The organism is Pseudomonas mandelii (genome assembly GCF_006438925.1).
Lineage (GTDB): Bacteria > Pseudomonadota > Gammaproteobacteria > Pseudomonadales > Pseudomonadaceae > Aquipseudomonas > Aquipseudomonas mandelii_C.
This window is the reverse complement of record NZ_RCZA01000021.1, coordinates 24,265-48,489: the sequence shown is the minus strand read 5'-3', so window position 1 is coordinate 48,489 and position 24,225 is coordinate 24,265. Positions and strand designations below refer to the sequence as shown.

At 58.7% G+C, this 24,225-nt stretch carries 21 protein-coding genes; 8 read left to right on the top strand and 13 right to left on the bottom strand.

Translation table 11 applies throughout. The features are described from left to right. The 4 genes from EAH74_RS33660 to EAH74_RS30965 form a co-directional block, all read left to right on the top strand. On the top strand, window positions 1-717 hold a 717-nt coding region (locus EAH74_RS33660; RefSeq protein WP_161600346.1), incomplete at its 5' end, for an RHS repeat-associated core domain-containing protein. Next, window positions 714-1,133 (top strand): DUF6896 domain-containing protein, encoded by a 420-nt coding sequence (locus EAH74_RS30975; protein ID WP_140684009.1) that lies wholly within the window; start codon window positions 714-716, stop codon window positions 1,131-1,133. The genes EAH74_RS33660 and EAH74_RS30975, both read left to right, overlap by 4 nt. 87 nt (window positions 1,134-1,220) lie before the next feature. Beyond that, window positions 1,221-1,649, top strand: a complete 429-nt coding sequence (locus tag EAH74_RS30970) for a hypothetical protein (RefSeq protein ID WP_140684007.1) — start codon at window positions 1,221-1,223, stop codon at window positions 1,647-1,649. A 288-nt stretch (window positions 1,650-1,937) separates the two neighbouring features. Further along, a complete protein-coding gene (locus EAH74_RS30965) occupies window positions 1,938-2,261 on the top strand; it encodes a hypothetical protein (RefSeq protein ID WP_140684006.1) in 324 nt (107 codons plus the stop codon). Window positions 2,262-2,314: 53 nt separating this feature from the next. Here EAH74_RS30965 and EAH74_RS30960 read toward each other — a convergent pair whose 3' ends face one another. The 5 genes from EAH74_RS30960 to treP all read right to left on the bottom strand — a co-directional run bounded on the left by EAH74_RS30960 (window position 2,315) and on the right by treP (window position 9,740). Next, the gene (locus tag EAH74_RS30960; RefSeq protein WP_140684004.1) at window positions 2,315-2,605 is read right to left on the bottom strand and encodes a PTS transporter subunit EIIB; all 291 of its coding nucleotides are present in this window, start codon (window positions 2,603-2,605) and stop codon (window positions 2,315-2,317) included. 2 nt (window positions 2,606-2,607) lie between these two features. Further along, window positions 2,608-5,142 carry a phosphoenolpyruvate--protein phosphotransferase gene (gene ptsP / locus EAH74_RS30955; RefSeq protein WP_140684002.1) on the bottom strand — a complete coding sequence of 845 codons (2,535 nt, stop codon included), beginning with the start codon at window positions 5,140-5,142 and terminating at the stop codon, window positions 2,608-2,610. A 62-nt stretch (window positions 5,143-5,204) separates the two neighbouring features. Further along, window positions 5,205-6,428, bottom strand: a complete 1,224-nt coding sequence (locus EAH74_RS30950) for a maltoporin (protein WP_140684001.1) — start codon at window positions 6,426-6,428, stop codon at window positions 5,205-5,207. Between the two features lie 105 nt (window positions 6,429-6,533). Further along, window positions 6,534-8,180, bottom strand: a complete 1,647-nt coding sequence (gene treC / locus EAH74_RS30945) for an alpha,alpha-phosphotrehalase (RefSeq protein WP_140684000.1) — start codon at window positions 8,178-8,180, stop codon at window positions 6,534-6,536. A 117-nt stretch (window positions 8,181-8,297) separates the two neighbouring features. Beyond that, window positions 8,298-9,740 carry a PTS system trehalose-specific EIIBC component gene (gene treP, locus EAH74_RS30940; protein ID WP_140683999.1) on the bottom strand — a complete coding sequence of 481 codons (1,443 nt, stop codon included), beginning with the start codon at window positions 9,738-9,740 and terminating at the stop codon, window positions 8,298-8,300. A gap of 237 nt (window positions 9,741-9,977) precedes the next feature. On the opposite strand from treP, the gene treR reads away from it, so the two are divergent. Continuing rightward, window positions 9,978-10,682, top strand: coding sequence for a trehalose operon repressor (treR, locus tag EAH74_RS30935; protein ID WP_123368334.1), 705 nt, complete (start codon window positions 9,978-9,980; stop codon window positions 10,680-10,682). A 72-nt stretch (window positions 10,683-10,754) separates the two neighbouring features. Here the strand turns inward: treR and guaA are convergent, their stop codons facing one another. From guaA to EAH74_RS30910, 4 genes are all read right to left on the bottom strand, one after another. Then, on the bottom strand, window positions 10,755-12,332 hold the full coding sequence (gene guaA, locus EAH74_RS30930) for a glutamine-hydrolyzing GMP synthase (protein WP_046046047.1): 1,578 nt from the start codon (window positions 12,330-12,332) through the stop codon (window positions 10,755-10,757). 93 nt (window positions 12,333-12,425) lie between these two features. Then, the gene (guaB, locus tag EAH74_RS30925; protein WP_123368331.1) at window positions 12,426-13,895 is read right to left on the bottom strand and encodes an IMP dehydrogenase; all 1,470 of its coding nucleotides are present in this window, start codon (window positions 13,893-13,895) and stop codon (window positions 12,426-12,428) included. Between the two features lie 211 nt (window positions 13,896-14,106). After that, window positions 14,107-14,655 (bottom strand): sugar ABC transporter ATPase, encoded by a 549-nt coding sequence (locus EAH74_RS30915; RefSeq protein ID WP_140683997.1) that lies wholly within the window; start codon window positions 14,653-14,655, stop codon window positions 14,107-14,109. Window positions 14,656-14,715: 60 nt separating this feature from the next. After that, window positions 14,716-15,483: a sulfite exporter TauE/SafE family protein gene (locus EAH74_RS30910; protein ID WP_140683996.1), complete on the bottom strand. Its 768-nt coding sequence runs from the start codon at window positions 15,481-15,483 to the stop codon at window positions 14,716-14,718. 157 nt (window positions 15,484-15,640) lie between these two features. Here EAH74_RS30910 and xseA point away from each other — a divergent pair, with 157 nt between their 5' ends. Next, a complete protein-coding gene (xseA, locus tag EAH74_RS30905; protein WP_033061484.1) occupies window positions 15,641-17,020 on the top strand; it encodes an exodeoxyribonuclease VII large subunit in 1,380 nt (459 codons plus the stop codon). 3 nt (window positions 17,021-17,023) lie between these two features. After that, the gene (locus EAH74_RS30900; protein ID WP_140683995.1) at window positions 17,024-17,845 is read left to right on the top strand and encodes a peptidoglycan DD-metalloendopeptidase family protein; all 822 of its coding nucleotides are present in this window, start codon (window positions 17,024-17,026) and stop codon (window positions 17,843-17,845) included. 119 nt (window positions 17,846-17,964) lie between these two features. Here EAH74_RS30900 and EAH74_RS30895 read toward each other — a convergent pair whose 3' ends face one another. Continuing rightward, entirely contained in the window at window positions 17,965-18,321 is a 357-nt protein-coding gene (locus tag EAH74_RS30895) for a hypothetical protein (protein WP_140683994.1), read from the bottom strand. Window positions 18,322-18,720: 399 nt separating this feature from the next. Between EAH74_RS30895 and leuA the strand changes: the two genes are divergently transcribed. Further along, on the top strand, window positions 18,721-20,400 hold the full coding sequence (leuA, locus tag EAH74_RS30890; protein ID WP_008147766.1) for a 2-isopropylmalate synthase: 1,680 nt from the start codon (window positions 18,721-18,723) through the stop codon (window positions 20,398-20,400). Window positions 20,401-20,605: 205 nt separating this feature from the next. Here leuA and EAH74_RS30885 read toward each other — a convergent pair whose 3' ends face one another. The 3 genes from EAH74_RS30885 to der form a co-directional block, all read right to left on the bottom strand. Beyond that, entirely contained in the window at window positions 20,606-21,397 is a 792-nt protein-coding gene (locus tag EAH74_RS30885; RefSeq protein ID WP_140683992.1) for an amidohydrolase, read from the bottom strand. Next, window positions 21,385-22,533, bottom strand: a complete 1,149-nt coding sequence (locus tag EAH74_RS30880) for a pyridoxal phosphate-dependent aminotransferase (RefSeq protein ID WP_140683990.1) — start codon at window positions 22,531-22,533, stop codon at window positions 21,385-21,387. The genes EAH74_RS30885 and EAH74_RS30880 overlap by 13 nt, the downstream gene beginning before the upstream one ends. Before the next feature lie 123 nt (window positions 22,534-22,656). After that, window positions 22,657-24,126, bottom strand: coding sequence for a ribosome biogenesis GTPase Der (der, locus tag EAH74_RS30875; RefSeq protein WP_046046039.1), 1,470 nt, complete (start codon window positions 24,124-24,126; stop codon window positions 22,657-22,659). Window positions 24,127-24,225: the final 99 nt, after the last annotated feature.

The window sequence follows — 24,225 nt, the reverse complement described above, 5'->3', positions numbered from 1 at the left end:
ACACCGCAGGAACTGACCGATTTTGGTGGCGAGATTGTCTGGTCGGCGAAGTACAACGCCTACGGCAAGGTCACTCGACGTGCATTCGGAGGAGGAGAGCAGCTCGAGCAACCGTTACGGTTTCAGGGGCAGTACTTCGACGCTGAGAGTGGTCTGCATTACAACCGGCATCGGTACTATGATCCGGAGGTGGGTCGGTACCTGACGCCGGATCCGATCAAGTTGGCGGGCGGGCTGAACCAGTACCAGTACACGCCGAATCCGACGGGGTGGGTTGATCCGTTGGGGTTGAGCGGGAACTGTCCGCCGCCGAATAAGCCGGGGTGTTCGGCGCCGGATGATACGACTGGCGCTAAGGTTGATGAGGGTGAGCCGCCGCTGCCTACTGTGATCAGTGGCGTAGATCCAGGCAGTTTGAAAAGAACTCATGCGATAGAGGGAAAAACCTCCACCAAGCAAGTAGAAACTATAGCTGGCAAAATGCAAAAAAGCGGGTATGACGACAATTGGCCAATCGACGTTGTGGAGCATAACGGTAACCGCTATATAGTCGATGGACATCATAGGGCTTCTGCGGCCAGGCAAACTCACACCAAAGTCAGTATCGTATTGATAAAAGATATTGTGAGTCATCACAGTGTTTTCAATAACATCGATGAAATAAAAGAGTCTGCTGATAACGTAGGGCATGACAGGCTGGTGAGGCCAAGAAGATGAAGAATAAAGATCTTGAATATTTGATTGATGATTTTCTGGCTCAGGTGGAAAAAGCTACAGACTTGCTTGAGGGGCGATTTGGTAAAAAATGTATTCTTAGGCTATGGAGAGCAAAGGAAATTCCGCAGCGGGGTGAAATTTTAGCAGGCATAAACTACGAACTGCATGGTGTCGGTTGTAGGGTGTATTTTCCGGAAGTATGCGTGGATTTCGATTATGGTCCAGGTGAGCGGGTCGACGGATTTGATGTGTGGAGGCTATACACATACGCATGCGAAGTTCCTCGTTTGCACCCTAAATACACAGATCAGGAGGCGCTAAAGCGAGATTTCAATGAGTACATGAATCTTGGGAAGGTAGAGAGAATATCTGGCTCTATGTCGAATCTATACTTCAAGAACAAAGTTAATTGGTGATGTTGCATTGATTATTAAGAACTATCGGTTTTTATGGGTTGTCACGTGATAAATGGCGGCCCGCGGGATAAGCAGTGAGGCCTGTAAATGACAAAAAAATACAACGCATTAATTCTTGAAATCGACGAAGTCGTTGAGGAGGCAGTTGTATTGCTTGTTGAAGGCGTGACGGTTAAGTGCTTCGCGAGCTACTGTCCCTTTGCGATTGAAGCGGGAAAGCAATATGCCGTGGAATTCGACTTGGTTTTACCTGACTCCGACGGCGTAATGCTCGCCCAAGGGTCTGATCGAAAAGCTGAAATGACGGATCTTGGATTTTCCTGCTTTGTTTCTGGGTACTTGGACGGACCCATTCTTCGGTCATTCGTAGATTTCATGAATCTTGAACTTCACTACGAATTCCCTCAGTTCAATGAGAAATATGTGAAAGTCAGCGTGGAAAGGATTGATGTGGCGTTCGGGCAGGAAAGGCGAAATTTCTGGGCAAGGTCGTCGGAAGTTTCCTTCAAGATGTAGCGGTTTTCATGAACTGGTACAAAGTGAGTTCCATGGATAGTCTTTGGCTGTCACTGCGAATGCAGTGGCAGGGTGTAGGAGCCCTCTCTCATGGTGCAACAGCTCTGTCGTTTGATTGCGGCACTTAATTGGTGTCCGTAAGATCGTTCGCGGCGGCTGTGCGCGGGACACGCTTCGGCGTGGCCGAGGTTCATGAGTGCTCGGTACTCCTACTCCTGCGCATGGCTGCCACCCAAACCTGTAGGAGGGTGCGTTGGCAGCTCATATTCATACTCATGGAAATTGCAAATGACGACGCTAACGCCAGACCCACCCTACGAAAAACCAATGCCCCACCCCAAAAGCCGCTTCATGGCGCTCACCAGCAATTGCGACGACATGCCAACCCTGTTCGTCGACACCCAAGCGCCGCTGGACGTTTTGTATGACGCTGCCAACTACCGAATTCGTGCCGTCACCCAGGTGATGGAGAACTTGTCCATGCGTGGTTCGATCGAGTGTCAGTCCTTCCTTCTCAGTGATTTTGCTTTGCTCTGTGCCATTCCGTTGCGGGATGGGTGTGATGTGCTGGATGTATTAGGGCGACGATTGAAGGCTCGGCCTTCGGAGTAGCGCCGGGCGGCTTTTGTGGCGAAGGAGCTTGCTCCCTCGCCACAGGGTTATGTTTACGCTTGGAGGCCAGTGATCAGATGCACCACCCCGTCATCCAGCCTCATGATTCCCGGCACACCTGCCCTATTTAAAGCCTGCCGATCCATCCGCCCCACATCCCGCAACTCCACCCGAATCCGGGTCAGCGCCACCGGCTGCTGCGACTTCAGGTTATCCACACCGCCCAGCGCGGCCACAATATCCGGGGCCAGACCAGAAACAGGCTGAGCCACCACTTTCGGCTCATCCACGATCAGGTCCGGAGTCAACGCTTTCCAGAACGCCCGCTGCATTTTCTCGAACATGTTCAGTTCTCCAGTACCAGTGAAGTATCGACCGTCGCCTCGTGATACAGCCGCAACGCCTCGCGCACTTGCTCGGCGCTTTCCAGACCCAGCACTTGCTGGGCAATGGCCTGGCAGTCCAGCAGATCCACTTCGCGTACCGCCGCTTTGATCGCCGGAATCAACGGCACGCTCACCGACAGTTCATCCACCCCAAGTCCCAGCAACAACGGCACCGCCAGCGTCTCCGAAGCCATGGCGCCACACACACCGACCCATTTGCCATGGGCGTGGGCGGCCTTCACGGTGCAGGCAATCAAACGCAGCACCGACGGATGAAAACTGTCGGCCTGACTGGCCAGACGCGGGTGATCGCGGTCCATGGCCAGGGTGTATTGGGTCAGGTCGTTGGTGCCGATCGAGAAGAAATCCACTTCGGGCGCAAACAGGTCGGCCATCAGGGCCGCTGCCGGCACTTCGATCATGATCCCCAGTTTCGGCCGTTCAGTGAGGCCCAATGCCAGCGCCTCCTCCTCAAGCAGCTGCCGGGCCAGGCGCAACTCCGACAGCTGCGTGACCATGGGCAACATGATGTGCAGACGGGCCAGCCCGGCGCTGCTCAGGATCGCTTTGAACTGATCGCGCAACAGCTGCGGGCGCTCCAGGCACAAACGAATTCCGCGCATACCGAGGAACGGGTTGGTTTCGCTGTCCATCGGCACGTAGGCCAACGGTTTGTCGCCGCCGACATCCAAAGTCCGCACCACCAGATTGCGCGCCGGCCCCAGGGCGCGGGCGATGGCGCTGTAGGTGGATGCCTGTTCGTCATGACTCGGCGCATGATTGCGATCCAGATAAAGAAACTCCGAACGCAGCAAGCCGACGCCCTCGCCTCCCAGTGCCACGGCCTGCTCCGCTTCAGCCAGCGAGGCGATATTGGCCGTCACTTCAAAGTGGTGTCCATCGCGGGTACACGCCGCCAGCGCAGCGTGCGCCAACTCATGTTGATGGCGCTTCTGCTGGCGCTGACGATTGGCTTGCAGCTGCTCGATGGCCGCCAGATCCGGGTCCAGATGCAGCTCGCCCTTGTCGGCGTCGAGCAACACTTGAGTGCCGTTGGCCAGCCCCAGCACCTGAACGGGCAACCCGCAGATCGCCGGCAAACCGGACGCCCGAGCGAGGATCGCGACGTGGCTGGTAGCGCCGCCACCGACCGTGGCGAAACCCAGCACCTTGCGGGTATCGAGCCCGGCGGTCTGCGACGGCGTCAGTTGTTCGGCGATCAGGATCGCCCCTTCAGGCAGCTCCATCGCCTGATCCTGTACGCCGAGGATCAGCTTGAGCACTCGCTGGCCGACATCGGCCAGGTCCGCCGCCCGCTCCACCAGCAAGGCATTGCCCAGGCTCTTGAACAAGGTTGCCGCCGACTCGGTGGCCGCGCGCCAGGCGAACCCGGCACTTTTGCCTTCGTTGATCAAAACGTGAGCCACTTCCAGCAAACCCGGGTCTTCGAGCAGTTCCTGGTGAGCCTTGAAGATGTCTGCCTGCGCGCTGCCAATGGCGTTCCCACGCAATTGTTGCAGGGCCAGCAGCGCCTCGGCCAAGCCGCGGGACAGATGATCGCGTTCAACCTGTGGTGTGGCGCCGAGTTCATTCACTTTCAGGTGTTGTTCGGCTATCTGCACCACTTGGCCAAACGCCGACCCGGCCGATGCGCAAACCCCACGCAACACCGTCAGCGATGAGGCCTCAATCGCCTTCGCCTCAACCTGCGCCGAGGCCGCCACCGCTTCACCGCATCCAGTCACCAGCAATTCGGCCAGCGTCTTGATCGCCGCTTCAGCATCCGGGCCGATCGCGCTGACTTGCACAACGTCACCGTGAGCTGTCTGCAACGCCATGATCGCCACCAGGGATTTCGCGTTCGCACTCGCCTGCTGTTTATGCAGGTAAATGCTCGCCGAAAAACCTTTCGCCGCCTGAGCGAATACCGCTGCCGGTCGGGCGTGCAAGCCATTCGGGTTGGCCAGTGTCACCGGTTTGGAAAACAGTGCTTCGCCCTCTTCCGGCACTGGCTCATCCGTTGCCTGCTCGATGGGCTTCAAACTCAGTAGCGGCTGGCCACTGTCTACCAAACCCGCTTCCGGCGTCAGCCAAGTGAAGGGCTCGCCGCTGACCACCAGCATCAACGTCAGCAGGCTGCGGGCATTCAATGCAACAAAATCGGCATCGAACTCGATTAGCGACTGCCCAACGTCAACCTGCTGGCCCTCCTCCACCAACCGCGTGAACCCCTTCCCGGCCAGGTTCACCGTGTCGAGGCCAATGTGCATCAACACCTGCACGCCATTTTCGCCGGTGATGCTGATCGCATGCCCGCTGGCCTGCACATTGCTGACAACCCCTGCCAGCGGAGCGCACAACGTCGTTGAAGTCGGATCGATGCACAGGCCATCGCCGATCACGCGGCTGGAAAACACCGGATCGGGCACAAGGTCCAGTGGCATCAATACGCCGGACAGGGGCGCGTGCAGTTGCAATTGTTGGGGTGTGGCCATGACGTCACCTGCTGTTTTGTTCTTTGAAGTGCCGATGGAGCGCGAGGCTCCGACAGCATCGCTTATTTCCACCAGTACTCGACCTGCAATCCGACATTCGAACCGTGCAGCGCCGTGCCGAAGGCGCCGGTGTCGGACAATGCCGACCCCTGCGCCATTTCATTGGCCGCCCGTTTGGCCGCCTCGTTCCAGCTCGCATAGGTGTAATACAGACGCACCTCGGGCCGTGCCCAGAATTCCGGACCTTTGGGCGACCAGGTCGGGGCGAAGGTAAACTTGCTCAGCTTGCGCGTGCCGCCCGTGGCCTCGACCTGATCGTGGCCCAGTTCGGTCACCAGTTTGAACTGCTCAGTGAGCGCATAGGTCGGGCGAACACCCAGGGAAATCCAGTTCTGATCACTGCCGTCCGTGCGAATGTCTTTCTGGTAAACCGCCTCCACTTGCCCGCCAAATCGCGGCGTCACTTGCCAGTCGAAGAACTCCACCACCCGGTAACTTTTGTTGCTGTCGTCCAGCTTCACGTCACCGGTATAACCCAACCCGGTGCCGGGACCTTCGCCATACTGGAAAGCCAGTTTGTTCTTGCCGCCCAAAAAGCCTTTCTGCACATGCTGGGTGGTGATCGCCCAGCCACGGTGAGCGTCGCGGCTGTCGGGTTTGTCGATGTAGCTCAGCCCGAACTCCAACGCACCGCCGGGGTTGGTGTTGAAGCCGGCGACGTTGAAGTCGTGACGGTTGATGTAGTCCTTCTGGTACAGGTTGTCCTTACGCGAGAAGGCGTAGCTGTATTTCAGATCGCCGATCAGCACGTCCTCGATACCGCCGCCGGTGGCGCTCTGGTTCCAATAGTAGAAGTCGGAAATATGAATATCGTTCCGTTTGTAGTAACGCCGGCCGGCCCACAGTGAACCGCCGTTGAGGCTTGGCATGTTCGACCACTGCGCGTACGCCTGCGGCAGGCGCACCGAGCCGTTGTCACCGTTGAAGGTCAGGTCCTTGTCGTACTGGTTGTACAACGAAGCCATGCCGTCGACGCTCAGCACCGAACCGTCATCCAGGGTGTACAGATCCTGGCGCAACTCAAGTTCAGCGTACTGCTCGCATTCGTTGCCCAACCGATATTTGGTCTGCGCACCCGGCAGCTGGAAGCACTGCTGTTTATCGCTGTTGACCGAGGTGCCGACGCCGCTACGCAAGTAACCGGCGAACTCCAGCGCCTGGGCCGAAAGAGGCAAAGCCAGGCACATGCCCGCCACTACAAGGCTGCGATTTATTGTTATTTTCAAGAGCTACCCCATTATTTTTATTGTGTGCAGCGGCAAAATCGGCGCGCAAAACTCCCCCGCGCAGCGTTCTGCGTGTTTTTTGAGTCAGTGTTTTTTTGCGGTCGGTCAGTCGGTCATATGCAGCACGAACGATTCATAAGGCCGTAAGAGGACCTGACTATTTCGCGTCGGACAGTCCGGGTAATTACTGATGACCAGACGCTGGGCCATGGTTTCACTGATCACTTCATCCGGCAGGTCGACTTCGCACGGTGTGCCGTAGAAGTTGTTCAGCACCAGCAACCGTTCGCCGTTGCCTTCGCGCACGTACGCCCAGATTTGCAGGTGCTCTGGCAGCAACTGCCGATAGACACCGTCGGACATCAGCGCCTCAGTGCGACGCAAGGCGATCAACTGACGGTAGTGATGCAGCACCGAATCCGGGTCATCGAGCTGAGCGGCAACGTTGATCTGCCCGGCGTTCGCCGGCACCCCGATCCACGGCTCGACAGCGCTGAAACCGGCGTTGGGCTCGGCATTCCAGTGCATCGGCGTACGGCCGTTATCCCGGGACTTCTGCATGATCGCCGCCATGTTGTCGGCATCGCTCGCACCCGCCTCGCGCTTGAGCCGGAAGATGTTCAGCGTCTCGACATCGCGGTACTGATCGATGTGATCGAAGCCCGGATTGGTCATGCCCAGTTCCTCACCCTGGTACACGAACGGCGTGCCCTGGAGGAAATGCAGCGCCGTGCCGAGCATCTTCGCCGAGAGCACCCGGTATTCGCCGTCATGACCAAAACGCGAGACCACCCGTGGCTGGTCATGGTTACACCAGAACAACGCATTCCAGCCACCGCCGGCCTGCATGCCGGTTTGCCAATCGGAGAGAATGCGTTTGAGTTCGAGGAAATCGAAATCGGCACGAATCCACTTCTGCAGGTTCGGGTAATCGACCTTCAGGTGATGGAAGTTGAAGGTCATCGACAGTTCTTTCGACTCTGGTCGCGAGTAGCGGATGCAGTGTTCCAGGCTGGTGGAGGACATCTCGCCGACGTTGATCAGGTCATGGCCTTCGAACACTTCGCGGTGCATTTGCTGCAAGTATTCGTGGACGTTCGGGCCATCGGTGTAGAAACGTCGCCCGTCGGTGTTGTCCTCGGGGAAGTCCGCCGGTTTGGAGATCAGGTTGATGACGTCCAGACGGAACCCGCCTACGCCCTTGTCACGCCAGAAACGCATCATCTTGAAGACTTCGGCACGCACCTTGGGGTTATCCCAGTTCAGGTCGGCCTGGGTGTGATCGAACAGGTGCAGGAAGTACTGACCGGTCTGGGCTTCATACTCCCAGGCCGAACCACCGAATTTGGATTCCCAGTTGTTCGGCTGGTCGCGCCAGATGTAGAAATCCCGGTACGGGTTGTCGAGGCTGCTGCGGGCCTGCTGGAACCAGGTGTGCTCGATGGAGGTGTGGTTGACCACGATATCGAGCATCAACTTGATCCCGCGCTTGCCGGCCTCGGCGATCAGCAACTCGCAATCGGCCATGGTCCCGTAACTCGGGTCGATGGCGTAGTAGTCGCTGATGTCGTAGCCGTTGTCGCGCTGGGGCGAACGCAGGAACGGCGTGATCCACAGGCAATCGACACCCAGCCAGTGCAGGTAATCGAGCTTGGCCACAACGCCCAGCAAATCACCCGTGGGGTTGCCGGCGTGGCTGTGAAAACTCTTCGGGTAGATCTGGTAGATCACCGAACGTTGCCAGTCTTGCATGGCGGGATTCCCTCAGTAAGTTTTGTAGCGGCCCTTAGGGCCTCATCGCGAGCAGGCTCGCTCCCACAGTTGATTGCATTCCCATGTGGGAGCGAGCCTGCTCGCGATAGCGATCTGTCAGGCAACCCGATACCCGGGCCGAACAATCTTCATGCTCAATCCGCAGGTCAGAACAAACGGCACCACCATGGCAATGACCATCCCGATCACGAACATCGGAATGAACTGCGGAATGATCGAGATAAAACCGGGCAAGCCACCGACGCCGATCGCCGAGGCCTGGACCTTGTTCAGCGACAGGAAAATGCAGCCCAAAGCGGAGCCGATCAGGGCTGAATAGAACGGAAATTTGTAGCGCAGGTTGACCCCGAACATGGCCGGTTCGGTGATGCCGAAGTAAGCGGAAATCGCCGAGGTCGAGGCCATGCTTTTATCCCGCACGTTGCGGGTCATGTAGAACACCGCCAGTGCTGCGCTGCCCTGGGCCAGGTTGGACATGACGATCATCGGCCAGATGAAGGTGCCGCCCTGGGTGGAGATCAGCTGCAAGTCGACCGCGAGGAACATGTGGTGCATGCCGGTGATCACCAGCGGCGCGTAGAGCAAACCGAAAATCGCCCCGCCGACCATTGGCGCCAGGTCAAACAGCATGACCACGCCTTCGGTGATAAGAATCCCCAGATGCCGGGTCACCGGGCCGATCACCGCCAGCGCCAGCACGCCGGTTACAACGATGGTAGTGATCGGCACCACCAGCAATTGCACCGCGTTTGGCACCCGCGCCCGCAACCATTTCTCGATGACGCTCATCACATAGGCCGCCAGCAGGATCGGCAGGATCTGCCCTTGGTAACCGACCTTCTCGATCTGGAACAAGCCAAGGATGTCGAAGTACGGCAGGCTCTGCCCGTCCAGCCCGGCCACCGCTTTGCCATAGTTCCAGGCGTTGAGCAGATCGGGGTGAACGAGCATCAGGCCGAGCACGATGCCGAGGATTTCGCTGCCGCCAAACCGTTTGGCCGCCGACCAGCCCACCAGCGCCGGCAGGAACACAAACGAGGTATTGGCCATGAGGTTGATCAGGCTCCAGAGCCCGTCAAGCTTCGGATAGGCGTCCAGCAGGGTCTTGCCCTCGATGAACATGCCCTTGGCGCCGATCAGGTTGTTGATGCCCATCAGCAGGCCGGCAATGATCAACGCCGGGAGGATTGGCATGAAGACGTCGGAAAACACCCGCACCAGACGCTGCATCGCGTTGATCTTGTCGGCGCTTTTCTGTTTAACGTCGGCGATGGTTGAAGCCGCAAGACCGGTTTGACGGCGTAGCTCTGCGTAGACCTTTTCCACTTCGCCGGGGCCGATGACCACCTGGAACAGGCCGCCGGTAAAGAACGAACCCTTGACCAGATCGATCTGGTTCAGCGTGGCGCTGTTGACCAGGCTCGGGTCCTTGAGGGCCAGGCGCAGGCGGGTGACGCAGTGCGCGGCCTGCTCGAGGTTGTCGCTGCCACCGAGGCTTTGCAGCAGCTCGCTGGCGATATTCGGATAGTCGTGGCTCATGCTTGTTCTTCCGCTGTAGTTTTTTGTTATTGGCAGCACGCCGAAACGAAAAGTACTCGTCTGTACGAGTTAAAGCAACAACTCGTACAGACGAGTTTGATTTTGTTTATCCTGAACCCGACAGGCGGCGATCTTTCCTACCTCCAAAGTCAAAGAAACCTAACGCCGCATGGACAAACCCCTACCCTGCCCTTAAGGTTCGAAGCCTTGAGTACAGCGCGGCATAGAGCCATCCCCATGAGTAAATACAACCAGATCTACAGCGATCTGCTTGCCAGCATCACGACCGAACGTCTGGAACGCGGCGCCCGATTGCCTTCTGAAACCGAACTGATGGACAGCTACCAGGCCAGTCGCGGCACCGTGCGCAAGGCGATCGAACAATTGCAGGAGCGCGGTTTCGCTCAGAAGGTCCATGGCAAAGGCACGTTCGTGCTGTCGACCAACCCGATCGAATTCCAGCTCGGCGGCATCGTCAGCTTTCAGGAAACGTACCCGCGCCTGGGTAACGACGTCAGCACCGAGGTGGTCGAGTTCACTCAAATCCCCCTCGAAGGTCCATTGATCGAACACATCAAGGCTGAAGAAGGCAGCCTGATCACGCGGATCAAGCGAGTACGGCGGATCGACGGCAAACGCGTGATCCTGGACATCAACCATTTTGTCAGTGACGTGATCCCCGGCTTGTCCCGGGACATTGCCGAGCAGTCAATCTACGCCTTCATCGAGCAGACGCTGCAACTGCAAATCGCCTACGCCCAGCGCACCATTGAAGCCGTGCCCCGGAGCAAGGACGACCAGCAGCACCTGGACCTCGACGGACAGAGCCATGTGATCGTGGTCAGTAACCAGACGTTTTTGCAGGATGGTCGGCAGTTCGAGTACACCGAATCACGGCATACCCTGGACAAGTTTTACTTTTCGGATGTGGCTCGGCGCTGAAACGCAAAAGGCCCCGTGAACTCACATTCACGGGGCCTTTTGGGTGTTACGGACGATCAGTTAAAACCGGGATCACTCCCACTCAATCGTCGCTGGCGGCTTGCTCGACACGTCGTAAGTCACGCGGGAGATGCCTTCGATTTCATTGATGATGCGGCCGCTGACGGTTTCCAGCAGTTCGTAAGGCAGGTGTGCCCAACGCGCGGTCATGAAGTCGATGGTTTCCACGGCACGCAGGGCCACGACCCAGGCGTAACGACGGCCATCGCCGACAACGCCAACCGATTTCACCGGCTGGAACACCACGAATGCCTGGCTGACCTTGTGGTACCAGTCGGCCTTGCGCAGTTCTTCGATGAAGATGTGGTCAGCGCGACGCAGCAGGTCGGCGTATTCCTTCTTCACTTCACCGAGGATCCGCACGCCCAGGCCCGGGCCTGGGAACGGGTGACGGTAGACCATGTCGTACGGCAGACCGAGTTCCAGACCCAGACGACGGACTTCGTCCTTGAACAGCTCGCGCAGGGGTTCAACCAGCTTGAGGTTCATTTCTTCCGGCAGGCCACCCACGTTGTGGTGCGACTTGATCACGTGCGCCTTGCCGCTTTTCGCGCCAGCCGACTCGATCACGTCCGGGTAGATGGTGCCTTGGGCGAGGTACTTGATGTTGTCCAGTTTGTTGGACTGGGCATCGAAGACGTCGATGAAGGTACGGCCGATGATCTTGCGCTTCTTCTCTGGATCGCTTTCGCCAGCCAGGTTGTTCAGGAACTGGTCTTCAGCGTTGGCGCGGATCACCTTGACGCCCATGTTCTCGGCGAACATGGCCATCACTTGCTCGCCTTCGTGCAGACGCAGCAGGCCGTTGTCGACGAAGACGCAGGTCAGCTGGTCGCCGATGGCTTTGTGCAGCAGCGCGGCAACCACCGAGGAGTCCACACCGCCGGACAGGCCGAGCAGTACGTTGTCAGTACCGACCTGGGCGCGAATGTTGGCGATGGCGTCTTCAGCAATCTTCGAAGGCGTCCACAAGGCTTCGCAGCCGCAAATGTCGAGGATAAAGCGCGAGAGGATGCGACCGCCCTGCTTGGTGTGGGTCACTTCCGGGTGGAACTGCACGCCGTAGTAGCCACGAGCATCGTCGAACATGCCAGCGATCGGGCAGCTTGGGGTGCTGGCCAGGATATGGAATTCCTGAGGCATCTTGGTGACCTTGTCACCGTGACTCATCCAGACATCGAGGCCGAACAGGCCGTCGGCGTCGATGTGGTCTTCGATGCCGTCGAGCAGACGGCTCTTGCCGACCACGTCAACACGGGCGTAACCGAACTCACGCAGCTCGGAACCTTCGACCTTGCCACCCAGCTGTTCAGCCATGGTCTGCATGCCGTAGCAGATACCGAAGACCGGTACGCCCAGGTCCCAGACAGCTTGCGGTGCGCGCGGGCTGTCGGCGACGTGTACGGACTCGGGGCCGCCGGCGAGGATGATCCCCTTCGGTGCGAATTCGCGAATCGCTTCGTCGTCCATGTCGAACGGATGCAGTTCGCAGTACACGCCGATTTCACGCACGCGGCGGGCAATCAGTTGGGTGTACTGGGAACCGAAGTCGAGGATCAGGATGCGGTGGGCGTGAATGTCGAGGGCCATGTGGTCAGTCTCGTCTATGCAGTTCGGTGAAGAGAATCAGAAACAACTCGGGGCTGAAAACAGCCCCGGTTACTTAACTTATTGCTGGAAGGCTCAACCTACGCGGTAGTTTGGCGCTTCTTTGGTGATTTGCACGTCGTGAACGTGGGATTCGGCCATGCCAGCACCGGTGATCCGCACGAACTCAGGCTTGGTGCGCATTTCTTCGATGTCGGCACTGCCGGTGTAACCCATCGAGGAACGCAGGCCGCCCATCAGTTGATGGATGATGGCGCTCAGTGTGCCCTTGTAAGGAACACGCCCTTCGATCCCTTCAGGTACAAGCTTCTCGGCGCCTGCCGAGGAGTCCTGGAAGTAACGATCGGAGGAGCCTTGAGCCTGGGACATGGCGCCCAGCGAACCCATGCCGCGGTAAGCCTTGTACGAACGCCCCTGGAACAGTTCGATCTCGCCCGGTGCTTCTTCAGTACCGGCGAACATCGAGCCCATCATCACGCAGGAAGCACCGGCAACGATGGCCTTGGACAGGTCACCGGAGAAACGGATGCCGCCGTCGGCGATCAACGGAACGCCAGTGCCTTCAAGGGCAGCGGCGACGTTGGCGATGGCACTGATTTGCGGGACGCCGACACCGGCGACGATACGGGTGGTGCAGATCGAGCCTGGGCCGATACCGACCTTGACTGCATCGGCGCCTGCTTCGGCCAGGGCCTTGGCGGCAGCGCCGGTGGCGATGTTGCCGCCGATGACCTGCACTTCAGGGAAATTCTGTTTGACCCAGCGAACGCGGTCGATCACACCTTTGGAGTGACCGTGAGCGGTGTCGACCACCACCACGTCAACGCCGGCATTGACCAGGGCGGCTACGCGATCACCGGTGTCTTTACCGGTACCGACAGCAGCGCCAACACGCAGACGACCTTGATCGTCCTTGCTGGCGAGCGGGTAAGCCTTGGCTTTTTCGATGTCGTTGACGGTCATCATGCCTTTGAGGGCAAATTTGTCGTCGACGATCAGCACGCGTTCGATGCGGTTTTTGTGCAACAACTCGCGGACGTCGTTCTTGTCGGCGCCTTCCTTGACCGTGACCAGACGCTCTTTAGGCGTCATCACTTCACGGACGGTGGCGTCCAGACGATTTTCGAAACGTACGTCACGGGAAGTGACGATGCCGACCAGGTCGCCATCGTGCAGTACCGGAACGCCGGAGATGTTGTGCATACGGGTCAGTTCGAACAGTTCACGAACCGTGGCGTCAGCCTCGATGGTGATCGGGTCCTTGACCACGCCGGCCTCATAACGCTTGACCTTGCGCACTTCGGCAGCTTGCTGCTCGATGGTCATGTTCTTGTGGATAATGCCGATGCCACCTTCCTGAGCCATGGCAATTGCCAGACGGGCTTCAGTAACGGTGTCCATGGCGGCAGAAACCAGGGGAATATTCAGCTCGATGCCACGGGTTAGGCGGGTCTTGAGACTGACTTCGTTAGGAAGCACCTCGGAATAACCAGGCACTAGGAGAATGTCGTCGAATGTCAGAGCTTCTTGGCTGATACGCAGCATCGCGGGGGCTCCCGAGCGGGAAAATGGAAGCGCGCCATTATAGTCAGACACCCCCTCGGGTTCAATGTAAAACTCTGTCTATTATTAGCATTACTGATATACGGGGATTGCTGCCTTGCGTAGGAGCTGCCGAAGGCTGCGATCTTTTGATCTTCAGCGATCTCATCGACGCTAAAAGATCGCAGCCTTCGGCAGCTCCTACATGATGTGTTTACAGTTCGACTTTCACCCAGCTAACAGGCTGATCGAGCCAATCGGCAAATTCGTCGATAAAGCTTTGCTTGAACCCGGCCTCGGCCCAGTTGTTGAAGATAAAGCCCAGGTTGGAAAAGCCGCATTCCTGCAGAAAAAGAAAGCCGTTGATGTCATCTTCATGTCCGCATTCCGGACAGGTGAAGTTATCGGTGCGCCCCGGCATCCACTCTTCCAGGCTTTCGAACAGCGCTTCGCCGACTTCCTTGCGGCACTCGGCGCAACCCGCCTCTTCAAGGAAACCCTTGGCCGGCGTATAGATGCAGCGCTTGGTGATGATTTCCAGGCCATTGATCGGTTCGCCGAACGGCAGCGCTTCAGGATGCAGCACGACAGCGCGGGCACCGTCGCCGATGGCATGAGCCATGCGGTTACCTGTGCGGCCACAGGTGGTCAGTTCTTCCTTGACGATGTTCTTGCGCACCAGCCAACGCACGACCGCCCGCGCCCGGGGTTCGTGCACCGGCAGTGTGGAGATTTTCGGGACGATGATGCTTTGGGAATTCATGGTGCGGCCTACTGCAACGCTTTAACGAAGCCCGGCAGCATAAGCACCCGGCTTCAGAGGTCAAGTACTCAAATAACGTCCGATCAAGGCGATTCCGCTGGCCAGCACCAACCAGGTCACCAGCCGCACAAACGCCTCGCGGGACAATCTCATGGTCAACCGCCGGCCGATCCACAGCCCCAATGCCATGGCCGGCAATAAACACAGCGCCAATACCAACAAGGGTAGCTCGGCATACACACCCGCGACAGCAAACAGGCTCAAGCGCACTACGGTGCTGCAACTGATCAGCGCACTCTGGGTCGCCCGGGCCGCCTCTTTGGGCAGCCGACTGTTCAAATAGATCGCATATAAAAAGCCGCCACTGCCGAACAATGCCCCGAACATCCCGCCCACCGTACCCATTGGCACGGCCCAAGCGGCGGACAATTGTGTCGGACGGGTTTTGACCCACAAGCTGTAAATCGCGTAGGCGCTGATAAACAGCCCCATCAACAGCAACAACACATCGGATTTCAGATTCAGTAGAAAAATAACCCCCAGCGTGCAGCCCACCGCCATGCACGGCAGCAGCCGCAGCAACTCAGGCTTCGCCACATCCCGTCGCGAAGGCAGCAGATTGCCGAACGCCGCGACGAAATCCAGCAGTACCAGCAACGGCACGATTTTCGACAACGGCATGAACAGGATCAGGACCGGCCCGGCCACCAGCGCAGTGCCAAAACCGGCAATGCCGAACACGATGTAAGCCAGGACGATGCCTAGCCCGATTACCAGCCAATCCGTAGCGCCGAATGGCCATTGGTGCAACAACTCAAGCACGTTCATCTGCACGTCTTCCCTGATTACCGTTGATCACCGTAGGAGCTGCCGCAGGCTGCGATCTTTTGATCTTAAAAATCAAGGTCAAAAGATCGCAGCCTTCGGCAGCTCCTACAAGTGTGCGGGGTGTCAGGTGGAACGCATTGCCTTTATCATGCGCCCCATGATTAAAGATCCCTTTGCAAGACTCGGCCTGGACCGTGAAGTCCTGACTGTCAGCCAGCTCAACGGCCGCGCGCGGGTGTTGCTCGAAGACGTGTTCAGCAACATCTGGGTCGAAGGCGAAATCTCCAACCTCGCCCGTCCGGCGTCCGGCCACGTGTATTTCACCCTCAAGGACAGCGGCGCCCAGGTCCGTTGCGCACTGTTCCGGCAGAACGCCGCGCGGGTTCGTCAGGCGCTGAAGGATGGCTTGGCGGTCAAAGTGCGCGGCAAGGTTTCGCTGTTCGAAGGCCGTGGCGACTATCAGCTGATCCTCGATACCGTGGAACCGGCCGGTGACGGTGCGCTGCGTCTGGCCTTCGATGCGCTGAAGGAAAAACTCAGCGCCGAAGGCCTGTTCAGCGCCGAGCGCAAAGTGCCGCTGCCCGCGCATCCGCAACGCATCGGCATCATCAGCTCGCCCACCGGCGCGGTGATTCGCGACATCATCAGCGTATTCCGCCGCCGCGCGCCGCAGATCCAACTGACGTTGATTCCCACAGCCGTGCAAGGTCGCGAAGCCACTGCGCAGATTGTCCGCGCATTGAAACTGGCGGACGCCCGTGGTTTCGACGCGTTGATCCTGGCCCGTGGCGGCGGCTCGCTGGAAGACCTTTGGTGCTTCAACGAAGAAGCCGTAGCCCGCGCCGTGGATGCCTGCGTGACGCCGATTGTCAGCGCCGTCGGCCATGAAACCGACGTGTCGATCAGTGACTTCGTGGCCGACGTACGCGCCCCGACGCCGTCCGCCGCCGCCGAACTGCTCGCGCCGGATTCCAGTGACCTGGTCCGTCGCGTCGAAAGCCTGCATCGACGGCTGGTGATGCGTATTCGCGACCGTTTGATGCGTGATCGACTACGCCTGGAAGGCATGTCCCGCCGCCTGCGCCATCCCGGCGAACGTCTGCGCCAGCAAGCGCAGCGCCTGGACGATCTGGACATGCGCATGCGCCGCGCGTTCGAACGCAGCCTCAACACCCGCCGCGAACGGTTGATCCGCCTGGAAACCCGTCTCGCCGGGCAACATCCCGGGCGGCAACTGGCGATGCTTCGCCAGCGCCTCGACAGCCTCGCCGAACGCCTGCCCCGTGCCATGCGCGAAGGGCTCAAATCCCGTCGCCTGCAACTGCAAAGCCAGATGCAGACGCTGCATGTGGTCAGCCCTTTGGCGACCCTTGGCCGTGGCTACAGCATTTTGCTGGACGAACGCGGCAACGCGATCCGCAACGCCGCGCAAACCCACAACGGTCAGCGCCTGAAAGCCAGACTTGGCGAAGGCGAGCTGCAAGTGCGGGTCGAAGACAATCACCTGACGCCTGTCACCCTTTCTTTACTGGATTGATCCATGCCGCGTTTTTTAGCTCCGCTGCTGTTGCTGTGCCTGACTTTCAATGCCCACGCCGACAGTTACATCACCCGCCTGTTGAACAAACCGGTGCCGGGCGGCGTGGCCGTGGTGGATCTGGGTGCCTCTGCCCAGGCGCCGAAGGCCAGATATCAAGGCAAGCCTGTGCTGGTGGTCAAGGAACAGAACAACTGGTTGGCGATTGTAGGTGTGCCGCTGACGGTGAAACCGGGCACGCAGCAGGTCAGCAGTGACGGGCGGAATCTGAGCTTCACGGTCGGCAACAAGAAATACCCGGAACAGCACATCACGTTGAAGAACACGCAGCAGGTCAATCCGAACCCGGAGAATCTCAAGCGCATCGAAGGCGAGTTGGCCGAACAGATCCAGGCTTATCGCAGCTTCAGCCCGAACACCCCGAGTAACCTGTTGCTGGACAAACCGGTCAACGGCCCGCTGTCGAGCAAGTTCGGCGTGCGCCGCTTCTTCAATGGTGAAGAGCGTAATCCTCACGCCGGCCTGGACTTCGCCGTGCCTGCTGGCACGCCGATCAAAACCCCGGCTGCCGGCAAGGTAATCCTGATCGGCAACTACTTCTTCAACGGCAACACGGTGTTTGTCGACCATGGGCAGGGGTTTATCAGCATGTTTTGCCACATGTCGAAAATCGACGTGAAGGTGGGCCAGCAATTGGCCCGTGGTGGAGTGGTCGGCAAAGTCGGCTCGACCGGGCGCGCGACCGGGCCGCATATGCATTGGAATGTCAGCCTGAATGATGCGCGGGTTGATCCGGCCATCTTTATAGGTGCATTTCAGCCTTAGATAGTTTTTGACGCCTATGGCCCCTTCGCGAGCAGGCTCGCTCCCACATTTGATCTCTGTCGCGCCGATGATCCAATGTGGGAGCGAGCCTGCTCGCGAAGGCGGCCTCACTGGCACCGCTATTCAGCCTCAAGATCTTCAATCCCATGAATTTCCCTGTGCGCCAGACACTCTTTGACCCACGCCTGAGTCTCCTCCGAAAAACCGGCCAACTCTTCAGCGCTGATCAACTCATGAGTACACAGCCCCAGCAAGTGAGCAGGCGCCTCATTGCGTGAGTGTCCGAACACGCCAAACGCCCAATACAGCTCCTGTTGACCGGCCTTCAGCCTTTCCTCACTGGCTTCAATACGCTCGTAAGGCGCAATGCTTTTATCCAGCACTATGCGCTCGACCTCTTCCATGATCCGGATGCATAACCGCTCATGGGCCAACGGACGCAGCTCACTATAAAGCTTCCAATCCGACTCGTTCATTGTCGACTCCTGCCTGCCAGTAGTCCTTGGTGAGGCTTTAAGAATAGCCGCGCTGACACGCCCCATCACCCGAAAGCCTTCAATTGCGCATCGCTCAAACCTCGCGCAAACATAAAAACAATCACTGCCGTTCACCGCAATAAAATCTCGATAACTACGACTTTTCGAGGATTCCTCTCAATTTTTTTCGACCGCTTGCCATCCTTCACCCTCGCGGTTAGGGTTGAAGGCATGAAAACCTCTCACACCCTCATTCAGCTTCGCCAGCACCGCAGCCTGTGCCTTGTCAGTGCACGACTGCCAGGCTGAATCGCGGTGCCTCGTCCTACGCTTTATCCCCAGAACATTTGATCCACCGGCAGGCCGCCTTTTTTCGGCCCACACAATAAGGATTTCCCGATGAGCATGCTCAAAGACCCGTCTTCGAAATACCGCGCGTTCCCGACCATCGACATCCCGGACCGCACCTGGCCGTCGAAGACCATTACCGCCGCGCCGATCTGGTGCAGCTCCGACCTTCGTGATGGTAACCAGTCGCTGATCGAGCCAATGGACGCGGTCAAGAAGCTGCGTTTCTGGAAAACCCTGGTGTCGGTCGGCGTGAAAGAAATCGAAGCGTCGTTCCCGGCGGCTTCGCAAACCGACTTCGACTTCGTGCGCACCCTGATCGAAGGCAACCACATCCCGGACGACACCACCATTCAGGTGTTGACCCAGGGCCGTGAAGATTTGATCGAGCGCACCTTCGAATCCCTGCGCGGGGCGAAGAAAGCCATCGTTCACCTGTACAACGCCACCTCCCCTTCCTTCCGTCGCATTGTCTTCAACCAGGACAAGGAAGGGGTCAAGGCCATCGCCGTGAACGCGGCCAAGCTGTTCGTCAAATATGCCGCCCAGCAGCCAAACACCGAGTGGACCTTCGAATACTCGCCAGAAACCTTCAGCGCCACCGAACTCGAGTTCGCCAAAGAAGTCTGCGACGCAGTCATCGAAGTCTGGAACCCGACGCCTGAGCACAAGGTGATCCTCAACCTGCCAGCCACCGTCGAATGCGCGACCCCGAACATCTATGCCGACCAGATCGAATGGTTCGGCCGTCACATCAACCGTCGTGACAGCGTGATCATCAGCCTGCACACCCACAACGACCGTGGCACTGGCGTTGCGGCTACCGAACTGGGCCTGATGGCCGGCGCCGACCGTGTCGAAGGCTGCCTGTTCGGTAACGGCGAACGTACCGGTAACGTCGACCTCGTGACCGTGGCGCTGAACCTCTACACCCAGGGCATTCACCCTGAGCTGGACTTCTCCGACATCGACGGCGTGCGCAAAGTCGTCGAAGAATGCAACCAGATCCAGGTGCACCCACGCCACCCGTACGTCGGCGACCTGGTTCACACCGCGTTCTCCGGCTCCCACCAGGACGCCATCCGCAAGGGCTTCGCCCAGCAGAAACCGGACGCCCTGTGGGAAGTGCCGTACTTGCCGATCGACCCGGCCGACATCGGCCGCAGCTACGAGGCGGTGATCCGCGTCAACAGCCAGTCGGGCAAGGGCGGTATCGCTTACCTGCTGGAACAGGAATACGGCATCAGCTTGCCGCGTCGCATGCAGATCGAGTTCAGCCAGGTTGTGCAGCGTGAAACCGACCGTCTGGGCCTCGAGATGACGGCTCAGCAGATCCACGCGCTGCTGCACAGCGAATACTTGCAGGCCAACACCCCGTACGCGCTGGTCAGCCATCGCCTGCAGGAAGAAAACGGTCACAGCGCCGTCGAAGTGGAAGTCTCTGGTAAAGGTCAGGGTGAAACCAACCTGCACTGGCGTGGCAAGGGCAACGGTGCCCTGGAAGCGCTCGTGGCTGGTCTGCCGATTCCGGTCGAGATCATGGACTACAACGAACACGCCATCGGTTCGGGCACCAACGCCAAGGCGGCGGCCTACATCGAGCTGCGTGTGAACGGTGAACGTGCGGTGCATGGCGTCGGTATCGATGAAAACATCACCACCGCCAGCTTCAAGGCCTTGTTCAGCGCGCTTAACCGCTCGCTGAGCCAGCCGGAAGCGAAAGCTGCGTAAGCCTTCGCTGAAATGCAAAAGGCCCCGGGGTGTGAACCTCGGGGCCTTTTTGTTTGCCTGCTGTTTTTGTGCTGCCTGTGATGGCCTCTTCGCGAGCAGGCTCGCTCCCAAAGTGGATTGTTGGTGCACACAAAATCTGTGTTCACAATGATCAAATGTGGGAGCGAGCCTGCTAGCGAAGGGGGCGGGGCAGACAGCGAAAGTCTCAGGTGAACTCGAACGTATCGGCATCCAGATTGGCCGGGAATCGCGTGCGATAGGCTTGCAGGTCCGCAGCATTCAGAACGACCTTAAACACGCCATCCGCTTCGCCAGCACTGAGCAATGTCTCCCCCTGAAAATCCAGCACCTGGCTATCACCGGTATACGCAAACCCTTTGCCGTCAGTACCAACGCGATTCACCGCCGCCACATAACACAGGTTCTCGATCGCCCGCGCTGGCAGTAAACGGTTCCAGTGCTGACGCCGTGCCCCCGGCCAGTTGGCGGTGTACAGCAGCAAATCGGTGTCCTGAGCATCGCGGCTCCAGACCGGGAAGCGCAGGTCGTAGCAAATCAGCGGCCGCACTCGCCACCCCTTGAGTTCGAACTGCACCTGACGCTCACCGGGGGTGAAGTGGTTGTGCTCTCCGGCCATGCGGAACAGATGGCGCTTGTCGTAGTGCCACACCTCCCCGTCCGGCCGCGCCCACAACAGGCGATTGCGATGGCTGCCGTCAGCCACCTGGACGATGATGCTGCCGGTGATCACCGCATCCAGTTTCGCCGCCTGAACCCGCAGCCATTTGCGGGTGGGACCGTTTTCCGACTCGGCGAGGGTCTCGGACTCCATCGAGAAACCGGTGGTGAACATCTCCGGCAGGATGATCAGGTCAGCGCCACGAGCCTGTTCCAGCAACGGCTCGAAATGCTCCAGATTGGCCTGACGATCGTGCCAGGCCAGGGTGGTCTGGATCAGCGCAATGTTCAGATTGGGCAGTGCACTCAGATCACGCATAGTTTTGCCGCTGCTTCACGCAGGGTCTCCTCGCGTTTGGCGAAGCACAGGCGCACCAGGCGCTGGCCTTCGGGCGGTTTCTGGTAGAACACCGAGATCGGGATGCTCGCCACGCCATGTTCGCGGGTCATCCACAACGCCATCTCGACATCATTGAGGTCCGGGCGGATCTGCGAGTAATCGACCAATTGGAAATACGTGCCGGTCACTCGGGTGAAACTGAAGCGCGACGGCGTTAGCAGATCGCAGAACAGATCGCGCTTGGCCTGATAGAAAGCCGGCAATTCTTCAACGTGTTCAGGGTGCTCGGCCATGTAGTCGGCCAAGGCATATTGCAGCGGCGTTACACCGCAGAAACTGACGTATTGGTGAACCTTGCGCAGCTCCGCTGTGAGGGCCGGCGGTGCGACTACGTAGCCGGTTTTCCAGCCAGTGACGTGATAGGTCTTGCCAAAGGAGCTGACCACGAAAGCCCGCTGATACAGCTCTTCGTGATTCAGCACGCTGACGTGGGGCACGCCATCGAACACCAGGTGTTCGTAGACTTCATCACTGATGACATAGATGTCGCGGTCGCGAATCAACGCCGCCAGCTGATCCAGCTCGGCACGACTGATCAGCGCGCCGCTGGGGTTATGTGGAGAGTTGAGGATGATCATCCGCGTGCGCGGTGTAATGGCTTCACCCAGCTTCTGAAAGTCGATGGCGAAGTCATTCAGGCCCAACTGCACGTGAACGCAACGACCACCGGCCAGCTCAACCGAGGGCTCATAACTGTCGTAGGCCGGATCGAACACGATCACTTCGTCGCCGCTTCGGATAACCGCCTGAATGGCGCAGAAGATCGCCTGGGTTGCGCCGGGGGTGACGGTCACTTCATGGTCGACATCCACTTTGACGCCGTAGCTGCGGGCGATCTTCGCCGCAATCTGCTGACGCAATGCCGGAAGGCCGGTCATCGGCGAATACTGGTTATGGCCATTGGCGATATGCCGACCGACCGCATCGCACAGGGCCTGCGGGGCATCGAAGTCGGGAAAGCCCTGGGACAGGTTCAGCGCCCCGGTTTGCGCCGCGAGCTGAGACATCTGAGTGAAGATAGTGATGCCGACATTCGGCAGCTTACTGGTGATCATCGGTGATTCCCTGCTCTACACCCGGCTCTAACGGCGGCGCGGGAGAGCCCGAGAATAGCCCAAACGACAGGCATGAAAAAGGGCGCCATTGGCGCCCTCTTCATTCCACGGGAAAAACCTGAATCAGCGCTTGTCGCGGCGCTTCTTGTCGGCTTTCTTGTGGTGCGACATCATCCGACGCTTCTTGTTGACCTGACGGTCGGTGAGCGAATTCTTGTTGCCTTCGTACGGGTTCTCGCCGCCCTTGAACTCGATGCGGATCGGAGTACCGACCAGCTTCAAGACACGACGGTAAGTGTTTTCCAGATAGCGCACGTAAGACTTTGGCACTTTCTCGATCTGGTTACCGTGAATCACGATGATCGGCGGGTTCGCGCCACCCAAGTGGGCATAACGCAGCTTGATCCGGCGGTTGTTGACCATCGGCGGCGCGTGCTCACCGACCGCATCTTCCAGAATCGTGGTCAGGCGGTTGGTTGGCCAGCGGGTGACCGCAGACTTGAACGAGTTCTGTACGGAGGCGTAGAGGTTGCCCACGCCCGTGCCGTGCAGGGCCGAGATGAAGTGAATGTCGGCGTAATCAACGAAGAACAGTCGACGTTGCAGCTCGACCTTCACGAAGTCGCGCTCGCTCGGCGTCATGCCGTCCCACTTGTTGATCGCGATCACCAGCGCACGACCCGACTCAATGGCGAAGCCCAGCAGGTTGAGATCGTGATCGACCACGCCTTCGCGGGCGTCCATCACAAAGATCACCACGTTGGCGTCTTTGATCGCCTGCAGGGTCTTGACCACGGAGAATTTTTCGACTTCTTCATGGATCTTGCCGCGCTTGCGCACACCGGCGGTGTCGATCAGCGTGTACTTCTCGTCGTTACGCTCGAACGGGATGTAGATACTGTCGCGGGTGGTGCCGGGCTCGTCATAGACGATGACCCGGTCTTCACCGAGCATCCGGTTGACCAGGGTCGACTTGCCGACGTTCGGGCGGCCGATGATCGCGATCTTGATCCCGTCTTTTTCGCTAGGGCCAGGAATGCGTTTGGCTTCCTCACCTTCGGCAACGATCTCTTCCTCGCCTTCTTCCAGCTCGTCATCGTCTTTCGGGAAGTCGCTCAGGGCGATTTCCAGCATCTGGGTGATGCCACGACCATGAGCACCGGCGATCGGGATCGCGTGGCCCATGCCCAACGGGGCGAATTCGGCGCGGGCCATTTCAGGGTCGATGTTGTCGACCTTGTTGGCAACCACGTAAGAACGCTTGTTACGTTTGCGCAAATGCTCGGCGATCATCTGGTCGGCGGCGGTGAAACCGGCCTTGGCATCTACCAGGAACAGAACGACATCCGCTTCTTCAATGGCCAGCAGCGACTGCTCGGCCATTTTTTCGTCCATACCGTGCTCGTCACCGGAGATACCGCCGGTGTCGACCAGAATGTAGGAACGCCCTTGCCACTTGGCCTCACCGTATTGGCGATCACGGGTCAGACCGGACAAGTCGCCAACGATGGCGTCGCGAGTCCTGGTCAGGCGGTTGAACAAGGTGGACTTGCCGACGTTCGGTCGGCCCACCAGGGCGATTACGGGAACCATGCGGCTCTCCACTTCGTTATTTCAGAAAATACAAAAGCCGCTGCGAGGCAGCGGCTGGTGCTCGGGGCAGCGCTTGAGGGCGCTGCGAACCCCGTCAAA